This window comes from Sphingomonas sp. LR55, from assembly GCF_036856015.1.
Taxonomy (GTDB): Bacteria; Pseudomonadota; Alphaproteobacteria; order Sphingomonadales; family Sphingomonadaceae; genus Sphingomonas.
The window spans coordinates 3,221,001-3,242,749 of record NZ_JASPFO010000001.1 but is presented as its reverse complement, the minus strand read 5'-3'; the positions used below and the strand labels follow the sequence as shown (position 1 = coordinate 3,242,749).

Here is a 21,749-nt window from a genome sequence, read left to right as displayed (position 1 = left end):
CCAACCGACCATCTTTTAAGGGAGGCAGCCATGAGCGAACTCGAGCTTCCCGAGCCCGAAACCGATACCGCGCCCGAGACTCAACTCGATCGCGACGACCATTTGCGCCCCGAATTCGTCCGGGCGGTGCTCGATGCGGTAGAGAACGGCAACGACGAGGCGGCGCGTGCGCTGGTCGAGCCGCTGCACCCGGCCGACATCGCCGATCTGTTCGAACTGACCCCGCAGGAGGATCGCGCCGCGCTGGCACGCGCGGTCACCGATCTGCTCGGCGGCGACGTGTTCGCCGAGATGAACGATTACGTCCGCGAGGATCTGATCGATGCGCTCGAGCCGCACCAGGTCGCCGATCTCGCGTCCGAACTCGATACCGACGATGCCGTCGCGATCATCGAGGACATGGACGAGGACGAGCAGCGCGCGGTGCTGCGCGCGCTCGATCCCGACGATCGCGCCGCGATCGAGGAGGCACTGAGCTACGCCGAGGAGTCCGCCGGTCGCCTGATGCAGCGCGAGCTGATCGCGGTGCCCGAGCATTGGACGGTCGGCGACGCGATCGATTACCTGCGCGGCCACGAGGAACTGACGACCGATTTCTGGGAGATCTTCGTCGTCGATCCCGCGCACAAGCCGATCGGCACCTGCCAGCTGTCGTGGATGCTGCGCACGCCGCGCGGGATCGCGATCGCCGACGTGATGAAGCGCGAGCAGACGCTGATCCCGGTCGACATGGACCAGGAGGAAGTCGCGCTCCGCTTCCAGAAATACGCGCTGATCTCCGCCGCGGTGGTCGATCACGGCGGCCGGCTGGTCGGGATGATCACGGTCGACGACATCGTCCACATCATCTCCGAAGAGGCGGGCGAGGATACGCTCCGGCTCGCCGGTGCAGGCGATGGCGACATCAACGAGCCGATCCGGCTGACCGTGCGAACTCGGTTCACGTGGCTGGTGGTCAATCTCGGCACCGCGATGGTCGCGTCGTCGGTCGTCGGGCTGTTCCAGGGGACGATCGCAAGCTTCGCACTGCTGGCGGTGCTGATGCCGATCGTCTCGGGGATGGGCGGCAACGCCGGCACGCAGACCCTGGCGGTGGTGGTACGCGCCCTCGCAACCAATCAGCTGACGAGCTCGAACACCGCGCGGATGATCGGCCGCGAGTTCCGCATCGCCGCCGCCAATGGCGTGATGCTGGGCGCGCTGATCGGCTGTGGGACCTATCTGATCTTCCACAACGTCAATCTGTCGATTGTGATCGCCGCGGCGATGCTCACCAACAATCTGACCGCGGGCTTAAGCGGCGTGCTCGTACCGGTGACGCTCGACAAGTTCCGGATCGATCCCGCGGTGTCGTCGGCGGTGTTCGTGACGACGATGACCGACACGATGGGGTTCTTCTCGTTCCTCGGGCTCGCGTCATTATGGGGCCTGCACGGTTGATCGGCCGGTTTTAAGGCCCATTTCCAACGCCATGCCGCTCCACCTCACCAAAGTCGCGTTCGGCGCGGAAAGCGTCGACCATCTCGCCGAGCGGCTCCGCCTGCGCGGTGAGGAAGGGCCGGTGTTCCTCACGACCCGGTATCTACCCAAGCGGCATGAGGAGGTCGCCGGCCAGGGATCTATGTTCTGGATCCTCAAGCACCAGCTGATCGCCCGCTCGCCAATCCTCGGCTTTGGTGAGGCGGAAGGCGGCCGCGTCGCGATCCACATCGATCCCAAACTGGTGCTGGTCCAGGCCCGTCCCAAGCGCGCGCACCAGGGGTGGCGGTATCTGGAGGACGCGGATGCGCCGCTCGATCTCGGCGGCGACGCGACCGGACTCGACGTGATGCCGCCTGCGTTGATGACGAAGCTGGCGGAGTTGGCGCTGATCTGAGGGGGCGGGTTACTTTTCCCGCCGATGACCTACCGTTTAGCCGTCATGCCGACCCTTAGATGGTTTCGGGAAAGGCGGTCCCGGCATTCATCCAAATTCCGTCATCCCAGCGAAAGCTGGGATATCATCGTGCGGCAGGCGTCATCTGCCTCGTGGGATACCCCAGCTTTCGCTGGGGTGACGGATTTGAGGGGAATGCGGATACATACGGGTTGGCTCGGCCACGCAGAAGCCGATCTGTAAAAGCGGGCGAGAATAGGTTGGCAAACTTGCCCATGTTTCCCTCAGGGAGCGGATCCTGCCGACCCTGCGGCCCTCGCCACGCCACACACGACCGGCCCGCCAGCCGCGGCATCCACCCGGCATTTCGCGTTCCCGGTGACCGTAACCGACCCCAGCCCGCTGTTCGTCACCTGCGCCGTATAGCGCGCCGCCGCCTTCGTCTCGCCGACGCCGTCGAGGTGGACGGTCAGGTCGTTGACCACCAGCGCCGACGCGTCGATCGCGCCCGGCCCGCTCGTCACCAGTCTCGCCCGGGCGGCCCTGCCCGCGAGCGTCATTTGGCCGGTGCCGATCACCGTCGCGTTCAATTGATCGGTATCCGCCGCCGCCAGCGCCAGGCTCCCGTTCCCGCTGACCGTCACGTCGACGCGCATCCCGCGCATCTTCGCGATCGTCAGCCGCCCGCCGGCCTCGACGCTGGCCGAGGTCAGCCCGGGCGTCGACAAAGTGATCACGATCGGGCCCGAGCCCCCTTGCGCGGCTGTTCGCCCCAGCCGCCGGTGCCTTTGCGTACCGACAGCGTGGTGCCATCGACGCGGACCGCCACGCTTTCGGTCGTGCGGGAATCGCCGGTGATCGTCGCGCGGGGCGAGCCGATCGTGACCCGCACCTCGAACGGCCCCTCGACACGGACCCGATCGAAGCTGCCGACCGAGACCGTCCGGCTCGCCGCGGATCCTTGCGCGAACGCCGGCGAGGACAGGAGCAGCAGCGGTGCGAGCAGGTATCTCATGGGCCTATCGTCGCCGCTTCACCGCCCCCGCGCAAGTCGAACAACGCGACTCAGCGCCCGCAGCTGACGCTCCCCGAGCCCATCTTCGAAATCGTGCAGCGCGATTTCGGCCCGAGATCGACGTCGCCCGAGCCCATCATGTCGACCTTGGCCGGACCGTCGACGACCGCGCGGACGCTGCCCGATCCGGCGATCTCGACCTTGGCCGACTTCGCCTGGAGCCTCGATGCCTCGACATTGCCCGAACCCGCGATCTCCACGCTCAGATCGCGTGCGGATCCGCTGGCGCGCGCGGTGCCCGAGCCCGCGATCGAGAATTTCGCCGATTCCACCTGCACCGCGGCGATCGTCAGATTGCCCGACCCTGCGATGCCGCCCTCGAAGCCGCTACCCTCGACGCGGTCCACCGCCATGTTGCCGGAGCCGGAGACGTTCGCCTCGGTCAGCCGCGGCAGCGTGACGTACACCTTGACGTTCGCCCCCTTGCTCCAGCCGAAGCCCGTCCCGTTCTTGCGGCCGATGTCGAGCGTCGCGCCGTCGCGTTCGATCCGGAGCCGGTCGAGCTGCTCGCTCGGCCCCTCGGCGCGGACCGAGAAGCCGGTACCGACGCGGACGTCGACATCGTCCGAACCGCGCAGGTCGATCTGGTCGAAACCGGTGACCTGGAAGGTGCGGGTCGTGCCCGCTCCCGACGCGGCGACCCCGGATCCCTCGCTGTCGCCGTTCCAGCTGAACGAGCAGGCGGCGAGAGGTATGATCAGCCCGAGCGCAAGAAAGTTCATCGCATCCTCCTGTGTATTGTTCAAGCAATACACCTGATCGCAGAGGCTGCAAAGCGAAATTACACGGGCGGCAGATGTGAGCTCCCTAGTATCCTCCCCCGCCAGGGGGAGGTGTCGCCGAAGATGACGGAGGGGGAGGGCACGGAACAGGGGTTACCCTTTCCGCCCCCTCCGTCTGGCAAGTGCCAGCCACCTCCCCCTGGCGGGGGAGGAATCCCAGCCCTCAGCGCCTCTTGCAGGGGTAGGCGTCGCGCAGCGCATCGCGGACGACGAAGGACGGCGCGCCGGTGCCCGTCTTCTTGGCTCGTGCGCGCAGATACTTCCGCACCGTCGCCGCGACCTCGATGTTCGAGGCGCGGGCCGGCAGCGGGCAGATGTCGCCCGACGCCGACAGCGCGTCGAATTCGCCGAGGATATAGCCGGTACAGAAATTGGCGGTCGGATCGCCGTCCTTGCCCTGGCAATATTCCAGTAGCTGCTGGGTCGTGAGCGAACTCACCACCACCGGCCGACTGGCAGGTCGCTCGGCAGGGCGATCCGCGGCGGCGAGTGCAAGCATCAGCAAAATCATGACGGTCCCTTCGCGCCGGGCATTCTAGCTGGCGGCGGCAGCGCTGACATAGGGCAGCAGGCGCACCCGGGGGAAGACGTCGTCGAGCGATTTGGTGTCGGGCAGGATATAGACGACCCCGCCCTTCTTCTGGAACAGCGGCGTGAGCTTGCCGGTATAGAATTTGGTGCCGACGTTGATGCAGCCGAAACTGATCCGGTTGTCGTCGGGAGTCGGCGATTGCAGCCGCTCGACGCGGTGCTCGCTCTTATGCGTGGTGATCACCGCATGCAGCGCGACCGAATTGGCATAATCGACCCAGATCACGCGCTGGTGACCGAAGGCACGCCCGAATTTGCTGACAAAGCGTCCTGCCGGTGTGGTCCGCTCGGCAGGCCCGATGTCGGCAAGGTTCTTCGCACCGACCCCGGGAGACGAGATCGTCCCCGATCCCGACGCCGAGCAATACCGGCGTCTGGCCGAGAAACTCACCCTTCGCGCTGAACAGGAGCAGCAACGCAGCCGGCTTGTCGATCACGACATAGGGCAGGCCCTTATTGTCATGCTCGGCCGCGATCCACGCGAGCATGCGACTCGCCGGTTCGGACTGCGGGGGAGCAGCAATGGCGGCGCCACCACGGCCACGGCCTTGGCCTTGCTCTTGCTCTTGCTCTTGGTCCGCGAACTCGCCGGGTCCTTGGCCTTGCGCGCCTTGGCCGCAACCGGCGCAGCCTTCGTCGGAGCGGCCGACACTGGTGCAACCAGCGCCAGCGTCAGCCAAGCGACCGCGGCCGTACGGCAAACGCGACGGAACAGCCCCGTGGACCAGATGCCCGGGATCAAAATGGGCGTGTCCAACCGGGCCGTCCGTCGATGCAAGCGCGTGCGAAGATAGACTTAGCCGCGCGGCTTGCGCTGGCGCTGCTTGGCCTGCATCTGGACCTGCTGGTCGATACCGTCGACACGACCGGTCAGCTGATCGACGCGCTGGCCGTTCTGCTGCGACTGGCCGGCAGCCGCCTGAGCTTGAGCAAGTGCCTGGCCGGAGGTGCCCTCGACCGTGCGCAACTGCCCATCCAGGCCGTCGATGCGCGTGTTGACCACGGCGATCTGCTCGCGGACGAAGCCCTTCGTGGCGCAACCGCTAAGGCCGATACCGGCGATGAGGATCAGAGCGACCGTCGGGTATTTTGGGAGATTCGTACGCATAGACTTAACCTTTCCAAACATGGATGGCGTCAGTCAGCGGAGAGTCGATGGAATAACAATCGATATCCGGCGAGACGTTCGCTCCGTGCGGCGAGAGTTAGCCAGCGATGGAGCCTGCGACTGAATTTGAGGCGTAACGAGACTGCCAGTCGCTTTCTTGATCTGTAGCAAGGTTACGTTCAGATTAGCGGAACGAACGATCTATATAACAACGGATACTTGCAATACTTGCCCCACCCCCACTTGCACCACCCCGGCGAAGGCCGCGGCCCAATTGCGAGACGTCGCCAACTTAAGGCCGCGCTCCGTCACTCCAACCTTTCCAATTGGGCCCCGGCCTTCGCCGGGGTGGTGGGAGAGGTGCGCTGAGATCCTCCCCCGCCAGGGGGAGGTGGCTGGCTCTTGCCAGACGGAGGGGGAGGTAAGGGCAACGTAGGTTCCGTGTCCTCCCCCTCCGTCACCTGCGGTGCCACCTCCCCCTTGCGGGGGAGGATCGTTGAGTTCCCTGCAAACGAAAAAGGGCGGCCCCGCGGGACCGCCCTTTCGTCTCGGCAAAGTACCCAGCAGTTAAGCCGGCACCTTGTCCTTGTTATAGATCGCCGCGGCCGCGCGCAGGATGTCGAGGATCTTCTCCTGCGCCTTGGGCTCGTCGAGCTCTTCCATCGCGGCCAGTTCGCGCGCGAGGCGGCTGGTCGCGCCTTCGAAGATCTGGCGCTCGGAATAGCTCTGCTCGGGCTGGTCGTCGGCACGGAACAGATCGCGGACCACTTCGGCGATCGACACGAGGTCGCCCGAGTTGATCTTCGCTTCATACTCCTGCGCGCGGCGCGACCACATGGTGCGCTTGACCTTGGGCTTGCCCTTGAGCGTATCCATCGCCTCGCGCATCGTCTTGTCCGACGACAGCTTGCGCATGCCGACGCTTTCGGCCTTGTTGGTCGGCACGCGGAGCGTCATGCGCTCCTTCTCGAACCGGAGGACGTAGAGTTCCAGTGTCATGCCGGCGATTTCCGAGCGCTGGAGCTCGATCACACGGCCGACCCCGTGCTTGGGATAAACGACGAAATCACCGACATCGAAGGACAGTGCCTTGGCAGCCATTTGGGGCCTTTCCGGATCAGGCCTCGCCGCGACGCCTCGACGAAGGACTCGTCGCTGCTGCATCGGGGGAGGGATAGGTCTGTACGTCAAGCGGATGACGTGAATCATCGCGCCCGTCGCGGACCCATCTAGCAGCTTGGCAACAAAATTACCAGCCGAACGTGGCAGACGGCTTGCCCTTTTCGGGATTCGCCGCCTCTTATCAGTCGCCTGCGCCGGGCTCGGGCGAGAAATACTTGTCGAACTTGCCCTCGACACCCTTCATCGCGTCGGCGTCCGGCGGCGTCTGGTTGTCGTTGCGCGTGACGTTGGGCCATTGCGCCGAGAACGTCGTGTTGAGTTCGAGCCACTGCTCCAGCCCGCTCTCGGTGTCGGGCAGGATCGCCTCGGCGGGGCATTCGGGCTCGCACACGCCGCAGTCGATGCACTCGCTGGGATTGATCACCAGCATGTTCTCGCCTTCGTAGAAGCAATCGACGGGGCACACTTCCACGCAGTCCATGTACTTGCAGCGGATGCAGGCATCGGTGACGACGTAGGTCATTGCAGAACTCCTGGGCCGGATTCCTTTCCGGCGACGAACGCGCCAGCGACTATGCGTGCCTGCCCCTCGCGTCAATCATAGCAAGCCTTCTGCGAGACGTTATCACGCTTTGTCGTTCCGATCACACCCTGCCCAACACCCCTCCGTCATCCTGACGAAAGTCAGGACCCAGGATACCAAGGGCAGCGTCTGTGGCTCTGGGTCCTGACTTTCGTCAGGATGACGGCGGTCGCTTATGTCGAGCCTAGTCGGTCACTCGGAAGCCGGACCACGGATGGTACCGGCAGGCGTCCTCCCGGCAATCAAATCCTGATAGCATCCCTGAGCCTCGGGCGCCGGCCCGCGCCGCGCCGGCAACGCCTCGACCCGGATCACCCGCACCTGATCGGCCACCGCAAACGTCAGCACATTACCCACCCGCACCGGGCAATGCGCGCGATCGATCGGCCGGCCGTCGATCCGCAGATGCCCCTTCTCGGCGATCGCCTGCGCGGCGCTGCGCGTTTTCGCGAGCCGCACGAACCACAGAAACCGATCGATCCGCATCGCGCCTTCAACCATGGCGAACCAGTGCAGCCAGCCCGGCAAACGCATTCTGCCGCGACGGATCGATCGGGGCAGGGACGACGGCGCGTGCGGGCGGACGACCGCGCCAGACCCAGCGCGGCGTGTCCCCCGCCAGCGCCTTGAACCCGAGTTCGGCCATCAACCGCTCCAGCGACGCCGCATCGACGCCGATCGAGGTCGCCAGCGCCGGATCAGGCGCAAACGGCGTACGACCCTGCCGCGAGATCGTGCGCGGCCCGGGCGATCCGCTCGATCAGGTCGACGCGCACCGCCTGAAGCCCGAGCGGACGGAACCCCGCCTCAAGAACCGCACCCTCGCTGCCACGGGCCAGCACCGTAGCGCCATCACGCGGAGCGATGATCGTCACCCCGCGGGCCGCGGCGAGGATACGCCGCCACCGCGCCGACTCGGGCTTGAGCAACCGCGCATCGAACAGATCGAGCGCCCCGACCGTGATCCCGATCTTGCGCAACCGCTTGCGCTCCTCGGGATCGATCGCGTCGAGCGCGAGCCGCATCGGCAACCGCGGCAGGATACCGCCAGCCTCTTCGATAGCACTGGCGATCGCGCGCAACGCCGGCGTCGCGTTCGGATCCCGGCTCAATTCGGCAAGGTGGACCAGCACCGCGATCCGCCGCTTGAGCATCCCCGCGAGCCACAGTGCCAGCCGCGCCTCGATCCGCTCCCGCGCAGGCTTGTCCAGACAGTCGAGCGAGCGATCGAGGATCAGCTTCGGCCGCGCGAACGACGGCCCCGCGCCCAGCTTGGCGACCGGATGCCCCGCCCAGACGATCTGCGCCGCATCGTCGAGCGTGATATCGGCGTCCGGCGCATCGACCAGCGACTGCCCGCGCCGCGATCGCTCGCCGGTCAGCCGCTTTTCCGCCGCCGCCAGCAGCAACCTCTTGTCGCTCGCCCGCGCATCCGCCGCGACGGTAAAGCGGAACCCGTCGAGGCGACCGATCGGATGATCCTCGACCATCACCTCGCCCTCGGGCCCGATCACCACCGGCAGCGCGCCCGCATCCGCGCCGATCTGACGCATCAGCGCGGTCGTGCGCTTGTCGACGAACCGCTGCGTCAGGCTGGCATGCAGCGCATCCGACAGCCGCTCCTCCAACGCCGCCGTGCGGGCCGCCCATAAGGTCGGCTCGGCCAGCCAGTCGGCGCGCTGCGCGATATATGCCCAGATCCGCGTCGCCGCGATCCGCCCCGCGATCACCGGCACGTCGCCCGCCACCGTATCCAGCCGTGCGATCTCGTCGGCGAACCACTGGTGCGGGATATGCCCGCGCCCCTCGCTCAGATGCCCGAACACCCGCGACACGAACCGCGCATGCGGATCGAGCCCGACTTTCCGAAAATCGGGCAAGCCACACGCCGCCCACAACCGCGCAACCATCGCCGGATGCCGCGCCCGCTCGCGCACCCAACCCTCCTCCGCCAACCGCTTCAACACACCTAGGTCGAGCGCCTGAGGCGCGGCGCGCAGGACGCCCGCAGGCGGCCGCGCCTCCAGGCTCGCCACCAGCGCATCGATGCTGGAAAAGTCAGGCTCGCCCTGCCGCCAATACAGGTTCTCGAGCCGCGGAAACCGGTGCTCCTCGATCGCCAGCACTTCCTCGGGCAGGAACGCGCCGGGGCCGTCATCCGACAGCGCGCCGAACGTGCCGTCGCGCTGATGCCGCCCCGCACGCCCCGCGATCTGCGCCATCTCCGCCACCGTGAGGCGACGCTGGCGCTTGCCGTCGAACTTGTTGAGGCTGGCGAACGCGACATGCGCGACGTCCATGTTGAGCCCCATCCCGATCGCGTCGGTCGCGACCAGGTAATCGACCTCGCCCGCCTGGAACATCGCCACCTGCGCGTTGCGGGTGCGAGGGAGAGAGCCCCCATCACCACCGCCGCACCACCGCGAAGACGCCGCAGCATTTCGGCGACCGCGTAAACCTCCTCCGCCGAGAACGCGACGATCGCCGAGCGCTTGGGCAGCCGGCTGATCTTCTTCGCGCCGGCATAGGTCAGCGTCGAAAAGCGCGGCCGGTTGACGATCTCCGCGCCGGGAACGAGTTTCTTGATCATCGGTCGCAGCGCCTCGGAGCCGAGGATCATCGTCTCCTCGCGCCCCCGCGCGCATCAGGCGATCGGTAAAGACGTGACCGCGCTCGGGATCGGCGCCCAGTTGCGCCTCGTCCAGCCCGACGAATGCGACGTCGCGATCGGGCATCGACTCGGCGGTACACAGGAACCAGCGCGCATCGGGCGGCACGATCTTCTCTTCGCCGGTGACCAGCGCCACGCGGTTCGCGCCCTTGATCGCGACCACCCGGTCATAGACCTCGCGCGCCAGCAGTCGCAGCGGAAAGCCGATCATGCCGCTGGAATGCGCACACATCCGCTCGATCGCGAGGTGCGTCTTGCCCGTGTTGGTCGGGCCGAGGACCGCGGTCACGCCAGCGGAGACATCGTCGCTCATGGCCGACAACATCGGGGGTAAAGCGGGCGTGCGCAATGACCTGCGCGCAATTGCGTCGCCGGACGCCCCGCAGAGTCGGTCGGGTCGAGGCTGGCGCGCGTTGACCATCCCAGCCAACACGCTAGGCCGGGACCATGGCAAAACCCGACCGCCTCGCCCGCCTCGACGCCCAGCGCGAGGATCTCGAAACCGACTATCGCGCGACCTTGATCGCCGCGCTGGAAAAGACCGCCGCCGGTTCGCTCGGGTTGTTCAATCGCACGACCGACCGCCGCGTCCGCGCTGCGATCGCCCCGACGATCGACGCGCTCACCGAGATGGGCGGCGACATCGCCGCGATGCGCGATCGCCTGATGATGGAGCCGTTCGCACTCCACCGCGACTTCTTCGCCGCCCGCGGCCCGGTCAGCGCCAGCGCGGTCGGCGAGCAGAAGGAAGCGCGGTTGTGGCTCGACCGGCTTAAGGCATAGTCAGGACAACGGCACCGCGCCCTACCCCTCGAACCGCCACCCGACATTGGTCCCCGCGAGGAATGGCACCACCGCCGTCTCCCCCGTACCGATCGACGCCGGCACCTCGGCATCGCCGCGCACCAAAGTCACAGTCCCCTCGTTCAATGGCAACCCATAGAACCGCGCGCCATGCTCGGACGCGAACCCCTCGAACTTGTCGAGCGCCCCCTCCTCGTCGAACACGCGCAGATACGCTTCCAGCGCGAACGGCGCGTTGAAGATCCCCGCGCAGCCACAGCCCGATTCCTTCGCGCCGACGACATGCGGCGCGCTGTCCGTCCCCAGGAAGAACCGCGGCGATCCCGACACCGCCGCCGCACGCACCGCGAGCCGATGCGTCTCGCGCTTCAGCACCGGCAGGCAATAGGCGTGCGGCCTGAGCCCCCCATCGAACAGCGCGTTGCGGTTGATCATCAGGTGCTGCGGTGTGATCGTCGCGCCGATCGGATGATCCGCCTCGGCCACGAACGCCGCCGCCTCCGCGGTCGTGATATGCTCAAGCACGATCTTCAGCCCCGGATACTCACGCACCAGCGGCGCCAGCGTGCGCTCGACGAACACCGCCTCGCGGTCGAAGATGTCGATCGACTTGTCGGTCACCTCGCCGTGGATCAGCAGCGGCATGCCGATCCGCTGCAGCGTCTCGAGCACCTCCGTCAGCGCGCGGATATCGGTCACGCCGTGCGCCGAATTGGTGGTCGCATGCGCAGGGTACAGCTTGCACGCGGTGAACACGCCCTCGGCATAGCCACGTTCGAGCTCGGCGGGATCGGTGCTGTCGGTGAGATAGCACGTCATCAGCGGGGTGAAATTCGCCCCCTCCTTCGCTACCATCCAGCGCCGCCATGATCCGCCCGCGATACGCCTTTGCGGCGTCGATCGAGGTCACCGGCGGCGTCAGGTTGGGCATGATGATCGCGCGCGAACTGCCGCGCGGTATGCCCCGCCACCGCCTCCAGCATCGCGCCATCGCGCAGGTGGACATGCCAGTCGTCGGGGCGGCGGATCGTGAGGCGCTCGGTCATGTCGCCCTCCTATCGGCCTGCGCAGCGAGATGCCAGACGCCGCCCGCTTGGAAATCGCGCCCCGCACACTAGGTGGTAGGCATGGACCAACCCGCACCCGTAACGATGCCCGCAACGATGTTGCCAGATCGCAGCGTGATCCGCGTCGCCGGCGAAGACGTGCGGGGCTTCCTCCAGGGGCTGGTCACCGCGGACACCGCGTTGCTGACCCCCGACACACCCGCCTGGGCCGCACTCCTGTCGCCGCAGGGCAAGGTGCTGTTCGACTTCATTCTCTGGGCCGACGGCGACGACGTGCTGATCGACGCGGAGGCCGCGCAAGCCGAGGCGCTGACCAAGCGCCTGACGCTCTACCGGCTGCGTCGCAAGATCACGCTCCAGCCCGACGACGCCAGGGTCCACTGGTCCCCGACCGGCATTCAGGGCGTCCCCGACCCACGCCTCGCGGAACTCGGCCGCCGCTGGCTCGCCCCCGCCGGCGACCCGGCAACCGGCTGGCACGAGCATCGTCTGTCACTCGGCGTCACCGAGGGCATCGCCGAACTCGGCAGCGGCGAGACGCTCTGGCTAGAATGCAACGCACGCGAGCTGAACGGCGTCAGCTTCACCAAGGGGTGTTACGTAGGCCAGGAGAACACCGCGCGGATGCACCACCGATCGAAGGTCAACCGCCGCCTCGTCGTCGCCCCCTTCACCGAACCGAGCGCCCGCACGCGGGTCGCCTACCCCGACCTCGCCCTGATGGTCGAACACCGCCGCGTCGAGTCGCTCGGCGACGCGCTGACGCCACCCTGGCTAGCCGCAGCACTGGTAGAAACGCCCTAACGAGCCCCCCACGATCCTCCCCCGCCAGGGGGAGGTGGCACCGAAGGTGACGGAGGGGGAGGACACGAAACATGCGTGGCGCCAGCCTCCCCCTCCGTCTGGCAAGGACCAGCCACCTCCCCCTTGCGGGGAGGATTACTGGCTCCGGCACTCAAGAGTTGGCGCGCGCCCAGGCGCCCGCATCCGCCACCTGCCCCGCATCGGGCGTCACCCTGGTATACAGCACGAACTGCTGCACCGCCTGCAACGTCGCGACATCCGCGCCGGTAATGCACCGCTTCCCCGCCGCCGCCGCCGCGCGCAGAAACGGCGTCTCGATCGGATACTGCACCACGTCGAACGCCACCTCGCAGGCCGCAATCATTGCCGCCGGAAACGCCAGCGCCTCGGCATCCGCCCCGGTCATCCCCAGCGGCGTGACGTTGATCAGCAACGCCGCCTGCTCCTCGGCCACCGACGCCCAGCGATACCCATAGAGATCCGCCAGCGCGCGCCCCGCCCGCTCGTTCCGCGCGACGATCGCCCCGTCGCGGAACCCGCTGTCGCTGAGCGCCGCCGCGACCGCCTTCGCCATCCCGCCCGAACCCTGGACGACGAACGGCATCGCCCGATCCAGGTCCGCGACCAGGTCGACCACCGCGCCGTAATCGGTATTGTGCCCGGTCAGCACCCCGTCGTCGTTGACGATCGTATTGACGCTGTCGATCGCGCTCGCGGTCTGCGCCAGCCCGTCGAGCAGCGGGATCACCGCCTCCTTGAACGGCATCGAGATCGCACACCCACAGATCCCCAGCGCCCGGATCCCGCCGATCGCCGCGTCCAGATCGGTGGTCGAGAACGACTTGTAGACGAAATCCAGCCCGGTCAGCTCGTACAGCCGGTTATGAAACCGCGTCCCGAAGTTCCCCGGTCGCGCCGACAGCGACATGCACAGCCGCGTATCCCGGCCAATCAGCGGCTTCATCTGCATCTCCTCGGTAGGCTGGCTCCACTACAGCTACGAACCGCCACGGTGAAGCGTCGATAGAGGTGTTCACGCGAAGGCGCGAAGGCGCGAAGATGTCGGCCCCAGCCAAGCGCTCCGCCTCCCGCACCTGCGGCAGCCCTGAAAATCCCGTGAGAGAGCCCCGCTACACGCGTATCCTCTTCGCGCCTTTGCGCCTTCGCGTGAATACATCGACGTTCCGCCAAACACCGCCGTCGCGAACGGTCCAAGCGTTGATTTTGTTCGCGCGGAGACGCGGAGGCGCGGAGAGTAAGAAGCAGGTTTTGGGCAGCGTTTCCCGTCATCGCCCCGCCTCGGCGAAGCCGATCATCGAAAGCCGCATTCGCGGGTGCGCTCACCCGGAAAGAGCCATCTCCACTCTTACTCTCCGCGCTTCCGCGCCTCCGCGTGAACAAAATCGACGCCGGCCCAAACCGCCGTCCCCGCAACCAACAAGCTGATGCGCGACGCACAAAAGAAAAGGGAGGCCAGCTTGCGCTGACCTCCCCGATCTTCATTCCGTAACCGACCCGAGAGCCGGTTGGCGAAAGTCTTACTGGCCCGAACCCGGACCGTAGGTGACTTCCACGCGACGGTTCTGCACTTCGCGAACGCCATCGGCGGTCTCGACGCGCGGACGGCTCTCGCCGAATGCTTCCGTCGAGATGACGCTGTCCGGGATGGCATGCGAAGACAGATATGCCTTCACGCCATCTGCGCGACGCTGCGACAGACCGACGTTGTACGAAGCCGAACCCGACTTGTCCGCGTGACCTGCGAGCATGACCTGTGCGTTGCCGCACGACTGGTACTGCGTGATCGCGTTGTCGAGGATCGACGCTGCCTCTGGCGTGATGTCCGACTTGTCCCATTCGAAGAACACGATGAACGGACCAGGCGAGCAGACCACTTCGACCGGCGCCGGCGGCGGCGGAGGAGGCGGGGGAGGCGGCGGCGGCGGCGGCGGCGGCGGCGGCGGAGCAGCAGGCTCGCCGAAGTTGTACGTCACACCACCAAGGATGCTGTGCGAACGATAGCGACCGTCGAACACGCGGTTCGAAACGTCGACCAGCTTGACGTTCTCGGCGTTGAAGAAACGATACTTCAGCGTCGCGTCGATGTGGTCGGTCAGCGGTGCACGGATACCGGCCAGGCCCTGATACGCGAACACGGTGTCCGAGTCGTTCAGGAAGTCGCCGTTGTTGTTGAGTGCATACTGCGCCTTGACGCGAGCAACACCAACACCACCGCCGACAAAGCCCTGGATGCCATCGTCCGGACCGAAGTCCAGAAGGCCGTTCAGCATGAAGCTGAGAGCCGACGACGAACCGCCAGCGTAGTCATAGCTACCTGCACCCGCGTTACCGCGAACACCGGTTGCACCGAACGTAGGCGTGGTCGTGGTCGACGAGTAGCCGTCCACGGTTGCCTTACGGTAGCCGACTTCGGTTTCAAGGCGGAAACCGCCAAAGTCGTAGCCCATTACGGCGTCGACATCGTAACCATAGTCATGATCGACCGAACCGGCATTGTTCAATGCGCCGATATCATAGTCGATGTCTTCAACGATCATCGCACCGCCTTCGACGCCTACGTACCACGACTTATCGCGGGCGAGGGCGGGAGTGGCGAGTGCGGTGGAGGCGAGTGCCAGAACGACGGCAAGCTTCCGCATACTAATCCCCTTTCATGAGTGTCACACGGACATCGCAAACTCCCTATCCTCGGGCTTGTTTCCACGCAAGTTCACAAAAGTTAGAGGTGTTGCCGGAACGACACAGTTTTTGGGGTGTTTCAGGCCCCAATCAACCCGTGGCCGCGTAAACAGCCCAATATGGCGATAATTGCCGCCCGCGCCTGACTGTCGACGACGGTACCCCCAGTCGGATCGGGAATCGCCGCCCGCCGCGGGCCGACCACGTCGACTCCACCGATCGAGACGCGCGACCCTGCCAGTACCCCGATCGTCCAGGCCCCGCCGCCGAACCGCGCATATTGGCCATCGGCGATGCTCCACACCGTCATCCCCTCGCGCGGTACGACGAACCGCCACCCGCCGCTCGTCCAGCCCGCGATCGCCCGCGCCTGCCCGGCCCAGCCACCGGTCGGCGCGGCACCGACGATCCACGCGCTGCCCGCCACCGGCGCGACCGGCGGCGCATTGGTTCCCACCGCCAGCACGCTCGCCTGCACCGCCAGGTCGAGCAGCGCGAGCGCCTCGTTATGCGTCGTTTCCTTCTGCGCCTGTCCCGGCTGCAGCAAAGGCAACCCGCACCAGCACCCGATCGAGCACACCCCAATCGCCACACCGCAGCGAATACCCGGTCGGAACCTCGCCAGCATACCCGCCGGCCCGCAGCGCCAAAGCCACCAGCCCAACACAATCGAGCCCGTCCAGCCCTCGCCCATGCAATCGAAACCGCGTCCCCACCGCCGCAACGGCAGCCTCCGCGCCGAAACGACCGCCAGCCCTTGCGCGGACGACGCGGAATCCCCCGCCGTCACCCAGTCGTAATCCTCGAGCTGCAGCACATCGAACGCCGGACTCGCCCACCCCACCGGCATGTTCGCGCGCTTGGCCTCAGGCGCGGCAGCATCCAGCACGGTCGGCAGATAGGTCAGCAGATGCGACACGCACCCCGGCGCCTGAGCCTTCGCCGCCGCCACCAGCGCAGCGGTCGACGCCGCCAGACACGCCCCCGCGGCCTCCAGCGTCACCACCTGCGCCGCCGTCTTCGCCCCCGAATGCTCGCCATCGCCACCGGCGCGAACGCCGCCATCGCACTCGTGTCATAAAGACACGGCCGCCCATCGGGCATCACCCACCACCACGGCTCGCCCACCTGGAACTTCGCCGCCCCCCCCGCCACGGCGATCCCCATGAACGCCCGCGCCACCGCCTGCAGATACCCCATCGCGCCACCATGCGCCGGCGACAACAGCGTGGACGGCGGCGCCCACCCGGTCAGCGCCGGCGACCCATCGGCGGCGCGCTGCTTCCAGTCGTTCCAGCAATGCGCATCGAACAGCTCGTAACTCAGCGACCAGATCACATCGAAGCCCAGCGCCGTCGCCCGCGCCGCAAAATCCCGATGCCACGCCGCACACGCCGCGTTCAGCACGCCCCCGGCCAGCGACACGTAAAACCCGCCTCCTGCCGCCGCGAGCCGGAAATAATGGCTCATCCCCACATACTGCACGATGCTCCCGCGGTATCCGCCGCCACCAACCGCACCATCCCCGCTCTCCCAGCAATAGGACCCGTCAGAACGCGAAAAGGCCGGCGACACCCGAGGCTCCCACCCCGACCGTCCCGGCCTCTCTCCCCCCGAGCCATCAGCCCGGCCCGCAATTCTTCAGCGTTCCCGTTATGTACCAAACGAGCGTGACGATGTCAAGCTATTTAACCGATTTGGTTATAGGCCTGCTTCGCTAATCTTTGGGCCATGTCCCAGCCGGCCAGTCCCGTGCGGTATGGATCACATGCAGGATCGATATTTCTTCCCGGTCGCCACGTACGGTGATCGCATAGGCAATCACGTACGCCAGCCCCGTCACCGATTTTTCGAAAGTACCGCCAACCCGCCCCGGACGCCCGGTCGGGATAGCCCCAAGCGCAGCGCCCGCATCACCGATCCTAGCCGCAACCCGGTGTGCGGCGTCAAGGTTATCCGCTGCAATATAGGCGAGTTGCGCCACCAGATCGTCCAGTGCATCGCGAGACCAGACGACGGTCCGGGTCAACCACCCGCCTTGTCGCCAACGTTGTCGCCAACCTTGTCGATCGCCGCATGAAGCGCACGCATGGCATCGTCATGCCCGATCACCCGACCAGCCTCGACGTCATCGAGCCCACGCCGAATACCAGCAACGACGGCAAGCTCACGATCGACATACCCCGACACAGCCATTGCCGCGAGATCCGAAGGACTCTGCTGCGTATCCTGCGCCAACCGCCCCAGCCGCGCCTTGAGCGCCGACGTCACCCTGATCGTCATCGTCGTGCTGCCGCTCATCACCGAACCTTCGCTCCAGACTTCACGGCACATACCACAGCGCCGGAACTGTACCAACGCGCGGATGCACGACGATGCCAAACTACCCTGCTGAATCGACCCAATCCTGCAACTCGCTTTGAGCAAAAGCAGCATGTTTCCCCGCGAAGGCGGGGACCCAGTCCGGGCTCCCGCCTTCGCGGGAGAACAAGAGGATGCCAGCGATTATCTCACGGGCATTGACCAATCCCTCGTTAGGTTATTCTGGACAGAGCGGGAAGCGGATCGTTTGGCGATAGTGACACGTCATGCAGGGATGGAGAACCACGCGCGATAATGCAGGTCGCGCTACGCGTGTCATAATCGTGAGAGGGGCGGACCGGGCATACGGGGTAAACCGCGCTCACTCTTGTTGGAATTACCTTCTCGCAAATCTCTATCAATTTTAGGCCGTCGGGAGGTACCTACTTCGAACCAATTCCCATCGACGAAGAGATAACAGGATCAGTTCTTATTGATTTAGGAATACTAGCGCTTCGCCCTTTCTGAATAAGGCGCTCTAGGAAGGCGGAGCCAATCGCAAGCAGGATCATCACAACGAACATAGTTGTTGCAATTGCTTTATATTGCCAGTCGTCTGGCTTTAGTGAATAGGCGGTGCTCAGTGCGCGAGCGAGTAGGCCGGATAATCCAGTGCCAAAGCCCATTATCAGGATTGGCAGGACTGAGCTTCGCGCTATGGCAACCCAAAGCCGTCCTGAAATTGGAAACTCCGTGAGCCCATGCGGCAATCCTTTAATAGTACCCGTTACCGCTAGCGTATTTCGGGGCGAAGACTGTGCAATGTGAAGGACAAAACCGTCGCCGGGATCAAGGAAGTCAAACAAAATCTTCGCCTGATTGTTTTCGCATTGTTCGACCTTTACGTTTAGCACAGTTCTTGAAACCACAGTTGCATGGCAGACTAGTAGCCTACTATCGTCAGGGACCTTAACCATTAAAGGCTGAGAGCCTACCACCTGATCGTAGTTTATGGTGGTATTACCAGAGTTCCAGATTCCAACCCGTCCTGCTGTTAGGCGAGTTATCTCAATCCCTTGATATTTGATATCAAGATCGGACTGCCAAGTTGGATTGTTCACTGTAAGTATTTCGACTTCGACTTTGACGAATGAGAGGCTGTTTCGAATTAGACTGCGCCGGTAAAGGATAACGGACAGAATGATGCTAAACAGCCCGATAGCGGTTCCAATAACGAGAGATACCCACGGCCTTTCGGCAATCTCTATCAGTCCCTGCATCATTTCCCCGTCTCCCGCTTCTCAAAGAGGGCAGCACGGAGGCGCACCCGAAGCAAGGGCCTTATCAAAATCCGGGGCCGTCTTGCCTCAGCTAGTACAAAGGGCTAACATAATGGTCCCGACGCCGAAATAATTATCCTTTGTTTTCGAGTGCTTACGGGGATTTTAACCGATCCCCCTCGGCTCCACCGGCGTGCACCACTTTGCGGGACTTTGCTAAACAGTCGGCGCTCTGATTGGAGTGTTCCAGCCCAGCAATCACGACCTATCACGCAAGGCTGCAGCCGCTTCAACGAAACGGCTGCTCCCCCTCACCGAGTAGGCACAGGCTCCGCGCCTGAATAATCATAAAACCCGCGGCCAGTCTTCCGCCCGAACCACCCAGCCTCGACATACTTCACCAGCACCGGCGCCGGCCGGAACTTCGGATCGCCCGTCCCCTCGAACAATACCCGCGTAATCTCCAGGCACGTATCCAGCCCGATGAAGTCCGCCAGCGTCAGCGGCCCCATCGGATGGTTCAGCCCGAGCTGGCAGGCGAGGTCGATATCGCGCACGCTCGCCACGCCCTCGCCGAGCGCGAAGCACGCCTCGTTGATCATTGGCATCAGCACGCGGTTGACGATGAAGCCCGGCGCGTCGTTGGCATGCACCACCTGCTTGCCGAGTTTCTCCGCAAACGCCTCGACCGCCGCCACCGTCGCGTCCGACGTCGCGAGGCCGCGGATCAGTTCGATCGGCCGCATCACCGGCACCGGATTGAAGAAATGCACCCCCATGAAGCGCGCCGGATCGGGTGCCGCCTGGGCGAGGCGCGTGATCGGGATCGACGACGTGTTCGACGCCAGGATCGCGTCCGGTCCCAGCACCTTGCCGACCTCGGCGAAGATCTGACGCTTCACCGCCTCACGCTCGGTCGCCGCCTCGACGACGATCGCACAATCGCCCATGTCCGCGACACTCGCGACCGGCTCGATCAGCGCCAGCGCCGCATCGCGCGCGTCCCCGCCGATCTTTTCCTTCTCGACCAGCCGGCCAAGCGCCTTGGCGATCCCCGCCTTGCCTTTCTCGGCCGCCTCCAGCGACACGTCCGCCAGCAGCACGCGGTACCCCGCCTGTGCCGAAACCTGCGCGATCCCCGCGCCCATCTGCCCTGCACCAATCACACCGATCGTCTGCACATCACTCTCCTGATTTGTTGCCCCCTCCCTAGCCGCTTTTCCCCGCGCTGCCAGCGCGCTAGGCTGCAAGTATGCTGTGCAAACCGATCTTTTCCGCCCTCACGCCCCTCCTGGCCCCCCTCGTCATGCTGCCGCTGATGACGGCCTGTTCGCCGAGCCAGCCCACGCCGCAGCCCAAGGCCGACTCCGCGCCCGAGGCCAAGACCAAGCCCGCTCCCGCAGCCCCGACGGCACCACAGCCGACCGACACGCACGCGCCGCCCAAGCCCGGCGCCACGAAGACCTTCACCGACTGGACCGTAGGCTGCGACAACGCCCTGCGTTGCACGCTCGGCTCGCTCCTCCCCGACGCGAGCATCGGCCAGGACAATCTCACGCTCAACCTCGTGCGAGAGCCCGGCCCGGTCGCGAACGGCGGCGGCAAGATCTCGCTGGCGATCGAAACCCGCAACGATCAGGCCGCCACCAAGCGCCCGCCCGCCAGCTTCGCGGTCGACGGCAAGCCCATAGCCCTGCGCGACGCAACCGCCCTTGCCGCCGCAATCGCCAACGCCCAATCGCTGAAAATCCTCGACGCCAACGGCGCCACGCTCGCCACGCTCTCGCTGAAAGGCGCCGCCGCCGCACTCCGCTACATCGACGCGCAACAGGGTCGGGCGGGCACCGTCGACGCCATCGTCGCCAGAGGCCCCGCCGCCTCGCGCGCCGACGCCAGCCCTCCCCGTCATCGCCGCGATCGCGCCCTCGGGCGCCGCCGCCAAGCTCACCGCCGCGCAGATCGCGACGATGCGCAAACGCGGGTCGTGCGATATCGGCAACTTCCCCGATGGCGCCGACCCGACCCAGTTCGCAACCGAAGTTCACGCGCTAGGCGGCGGCAAGTCGCTCGCGATCCTCCCCTGCTCGACCGGCGCATACAATCTGATCGGCGCGCTTTTCATCATCGACGGCGCCACGATCACGCCGGCCCAGACCGACGCCCCCTCCGGCTTCGAGGAAACCGGCGCCAACTCCGCCACGCCGGTCAAGAGCGTCGTCAACGGCAGTTTCGAGAACGGCGTCCTCACCAGCTACGCCAAGGGCCGCGGGCTGGGCGACTGCGGCGTGCACCAGAGCTTCGTCTGGGACGGCACCCGCCTGCGCCTGTCCGAGCAATCCGAAATGGGCGAATGCCGCGGCAACATCGACTACATCACGACCTGGCGCGCGAAGGTGGTGCGCTAACCCTCTCCCCTTCAGGGTCGGGTCGGGATGGGGCATTGCCAAATAAGGCACCACTCGTTCGAACGACAAGCTCGGCAACGGCACTGCCCAGCTAGAGACCCCACCGCACGCACAACCGCTTGCTTCTCGCACGACGGCAATGGTTCGAATGGAAAGGAAGCGGAATGGCCACCTTTCAAATCCCGGGAGTAATCTTCGGCCAATGGCATTTCGCGAGCGCCACAACGGCAATGAACGGAAACATAGCCTTGATGACCGTTCCAGCGCTCGCCTTCGTCAAAAGCATGACCACGGGGATTTGCAGCCCGAAACTGATATAGAGATCGCCCGGCAAGCTGAGACTGGTAGTAAAGCCCCCAAATCCGACCAGGGAACCAGCAATCCAAAACGGCTTTCCCTTAAGGCCGGATATCTTGCTGATGTGCCATATCGCAACCAAACTCACGCCAATCGACACGGCAGCAAAGACGACGACAAAAATTTGAGATCCATTCATCGGCGGCGCACCCAAAGCGCTAATATGCACAACACCGCAAATGTCCGCAATTGAGCGATGCTGACGTCCCGCTGATCACCGCCG

Annotated in this window: 22 protein-coding genes and 4 pseudogenes; 5 read left to right on the top strand and 21 right to left on the bottom strand. The window is 65.4% G+C overall.

Translation table 11 applies throughout. The features are described 5' to 3' along the window. The first annotated feature begins 30 nt into the window (after positions 1-30). Positions 31-1,440, top strand: coding sequence for a magnesium transporter (mgtE, locus tag QP181_RS15620; protein ID WP_333929106.1), 1,410 nt, complete (start codon positions 31-33; stop codon positions 1,438-1,440). A gap of 31 nt (positions 1,441-1,471) precedes the next feature. Further along, positions 1,472-1,876 (top strand): DUF1489 family protein, encoded by a 405-nt coding sequence (locus QP181_RS15615; protein WP_132897450.1) that lies wholly within the window; start codon positions 1,472-1,474, stop codon positions 1,874-1,876. Between the two features lie 284 nt (positions 1,877-2,160). Here the strand turns inward: QP181_RS15615 and QP181_RS15610 are convergent, their stop codons facing one another. The 11 genes and pseudogenes from QP181_RS15610 to QP181_RS15560 all read right to left on the bottom strand — a co-directional run bounded on the left by QP181_RS15610 (position 2,161) and on the right by QP181_RS15560 (position 10,121). Next, positions 2,161-2,613 (bottom strand): GIN domain-containing protein, encoded by a 453-nt coding sequence (locus QP181_RS15610; protein WP_333929105.1) that lies wholly within the window; start codon positions 2,611-2,613, stop codon positions 2,161-2,163. After that, on the bottom strand, positions 2,610-2,891 hold the full coding sequence (locus QP181_RS15605; RefSeq protein WP_333929104.1) for a head GIN domain-containing protein: 282 nt from the start codon (positions 2,889-2,891) through the stop codon (positions 2,610-2,612). Before QP181_RS15605 ends, QP181_RS15610 begins: the two co-directional genes overlap by 4 nt. Positions 2,892-2,941: 50 nt before the next feature. Then, positions 2,942-3,673, bottom strand: coding sequence for a head GIN domain-containing protein (locus QP181_RS15600; protein ID WP_333923770.1), 732 nt, complete (start codon positions 3,671-3,673; stop codon positions 2,942-2,944). Positions 3,674-3,896: 223 nt separating this feature from the next. After that, positions 3,897-4,244, bottom strand: a complete 348-nt coding sequence (locus tag QP181_RS15595) for a Rap1a/Tai family immunity protein (RefSeq protein WP_277983649.1) — start codon at positions 4,242-4,244, stop codon at positions 3,897-3,899. Between the two features lie 24 nt (positions 4,245-4,268). Next, positions 4,269-4,715 carry a hypothetical protein gene (locus QP181_RS15590; RefSeq protein ID WP_333929103.1) on the bottom strand — a complete coding sequence of 149 codons (447 nt, stop codon included), beginning with the start codon at positions 4,713-4,715 and terminating at the stop codon, positions 4,269-4,271. 42 nt (positions 4,716-4,757) lie between these two features. Further along, positions 4,758-5,081 (bottom strand): hypothetical protein, encoded by a 324-nt coding sequence (locus QP181_RS15585; protein WP_333929102.1) that lies wholly within the window; start codon positions 5,079-5,081, stop codon positions 4,758-4,760. A gap of 39 nt (positions 5,082-5,120) precedes the next feature. Next, on the bottom strand, positions 5,121-5,432 hold the full coding sequence (locus QP181_RS15580) for a hypothetical protein (RefSeq protein WP_333929101.1): 312 nt from the start codon (positions 5,430-5,432) through the stop codon (positions 5,121-5,123). A 567-nt stretch (positions 5,433-5,999) separates the two neighbouring features. Further along, complete coding sequence (locus QP181_RS15575; protein WP_056053923.1) at positions 6,000-6,533, bottom strand: CarD family transcriptional regulator; 534 nt, start codon at positions 6,531-6,533, stop codon at positions 6,000-6,002. 202 nt (positions 6,534-6,735) lie between these two features. Continuing rightward, positions 6,736-7,077 (bottom strand): ferredoxin FdxA, encoded by a 342-nt coding sequence (gene fdxA, locus QP181_RS15570; protein ID WP_031393648.1) that lies wholly within the window; start codon positions 7,075-7,077, stop codon positions 6,736-6,738. Positions 7,078-7,329: 252 nt separating this feature from the next. Further along, complete coding sequence (locus QP181_RS15565; RefSeq protein WP_333929100.1) at positions 7,330-7,671, bottom strand: RNA-binding S4 domain-containing protein; 342 nt, start codon at positions 7,669-7,671, stop codon at positions 7,330-7,332. Beyond that, positions 7,631-10,121 (bottom strand): annotated as a pseudogene (locus tag QP181_RS15560) (helicase-related protein). Before QP181_RS15560 ends, QP181_RS15565 begins: the two are co-directional and overlap by 41 nt. 134 nt (positions 10,122-10,255) lie before the next feature. Between QP181_RS15560 and QP181_RS15555 the strand changes: the two are divergent. Beyond that, positions 10,256-10,591: a hypothetical protein gene (locus tag QP181_RS15555; RefSeq protein ID WP_333929099.1), complete on the top strand. Its 336-nt coding sequence runs from the start codon at positions 10,256-10,258 to the stop codon at positions 10,589-10,591. A gap of 21 nt (positions 10,592-10,612) precedes the next feature. Here QP181_RS15555 and pyrC read toward each other — a convergent pair. Next, positions 10,613-11,658 (bottom strand): annotated as a pseudogene (gene pyrC / locus QP181_RS15550) (dihydroorotase). Positions 11,659-11,739: 81 nt separating this feature from the next. On the opposite strand from pyrC, the gene ygfZ reads away from it, so the two are divergent. Continuing rightward, positions 11,740-12,483: a CAF17-like 4Fe-4S cluster assembly/insertion protein YgfZ gene (ygfZ, locus tag QP181_RS15545; RefSeq protein ID WP_333929098.1), complete on the top strand. Its 744-nt coding sequence runs from the start codon at positions 11,740-11,742 to the stop codon at positions 12,481-12,483. Positions 12,484-12,634: 151 nt separating this feature from the next. Here ygfZ and QP181_RS15540 read toward each other — a convergent pair whose 3' ends face one another. From QP181_RS15540 to QP181_RS15505, 8 genes and pseudogenes are all read right to left on the bottom strand, one after another. Beyond that, the gene (locus QP181_RS15540) at positions 12,635-13,453 is read right to left on the bottom strand and encodes a shikimate 5-dehydrogenase (protein ID WP_333929097.1); all 819 of its coding nucleotides are present in this window, start codon (positions 13,451-13,453) and stop codon (positions 12,635-12,637) included. A gap of 568 nt (positions 13,454-14,021) precedes the next feature. After that, positions 14,022-15,143, bottom strand: a complete 1,122-nt coding sequence (locus tag QP181_RS15535; RefSeq protein WP_333929096.1) for an OmpA family protein — start codon at positions 15,141-15,143, stop codon at positions 14,022-14,024. 119 nt (positions 15,144-15,262) lie between these two features. Continuing rightward, positions 15,263-15,811 carry a DUF2793 domain-containing protein gene (locus QP181_RS15530; protein WP_333929655.1) on the bottom strand — a complete coding sequence of 183 codons (549 nt, stop codon included), beginning with the start codon at positions 15,809-15,811 and terminating at the stop codon, positions 15,263-15,265. A 105-nt stretch (positions 15,812-15,916) separates the two neighbouring features. After that, positions 15,917-16,686 (bottom strand): annotated as a pseudogene (locus QP181_RS15525) (non-contractile tail sheath protein); the annotation flags it as partial. A 214-nt stretch (positions 16,687-16,900) separates the two neighbouring features. Further along, positions 16,901-17,212 carry a type II toxin-antitoxin system RelE/ParE family toxin gene (locus QP181_RS15520; protein WP_333929095.1) on the bottom strand — a complete coding sequence of 104 codons (312 nt, stop codon included), beginning with the start codon at positions 17,210-17,212 and terminating at the stop codon, positions 16,901-16,903. Next, the gene (locus QP181_RS15515) at positions 17,209-17,484 is read right to left on the bottom strand and encodes a CopG family ribbon-helix-helix protein (protein WP_333929094.1); all 276 of its coding nucleotides are present in this window, start codon (positions 17,482-17,484) and stop codon (positions 17,209-17,211) included. The genes QP181_RS15520 and QP181_RS15515 overlap by 4 nt, the downstream gene beginning before the upstream one ends. A 443-nt stretch (positions 17,485-17,927) precedes the next feature. After that, positions 17,928-18,767 carry a hypothetical protein gene (locus QP181_RS15510; RefSeq protein WP_333929093.1) on the bottom strand — a complete coding sequence of 280 codons (840 nt, stop codon included), beginning with the start codon at positions 18,765-18,767 and terminating at the stop codon, positions 17,928-17,930. A gap of 308 nt (positions 18,768-19,075) precedes the next feature. Next, positions 19,076-19,945: a 3-hydroxybutyryl-CoA dehydrogenase gene (locus tag QP181_RS15505; RefSeq protein WP_333929092.1), complete on the bottom strand. Its 870-nt coding sequence runs from the start codon at positions 19,943-19,945 to the stop codon at positions 19,076-19,078. 71 nt (positions 19,946-20,016) lie between these two features. Between QP181_RS15505 and QP181_RS20095 the strand changes: the two are divergent. After that, positions 20,017-21,169 (top strand): annotated as a pseudogene (locus QP181_RS20095) (DUF1176 domain-containing protein). Between the two features lie 175 nt (positions 21,170-21,344). Here QP181_RS20095 and QP181_RS15490 read toward each other — a convergent pair. Continuing rightward, positions 21,345-21,695 carry a hypothetical protein gene (locus tag QP181_RS15490; RefSeq protein WP_333929090.1) on the bottom strand — a complete coding sequence of 117 codons (351 nt, stop codon included), beginning with the start codon at positions 21,693-21,695 and terminating at the stop codon, positions 21,345-21,347. Between the last annotated feature and the right edge of the window lie 54 nt (positions 21,696-21,749).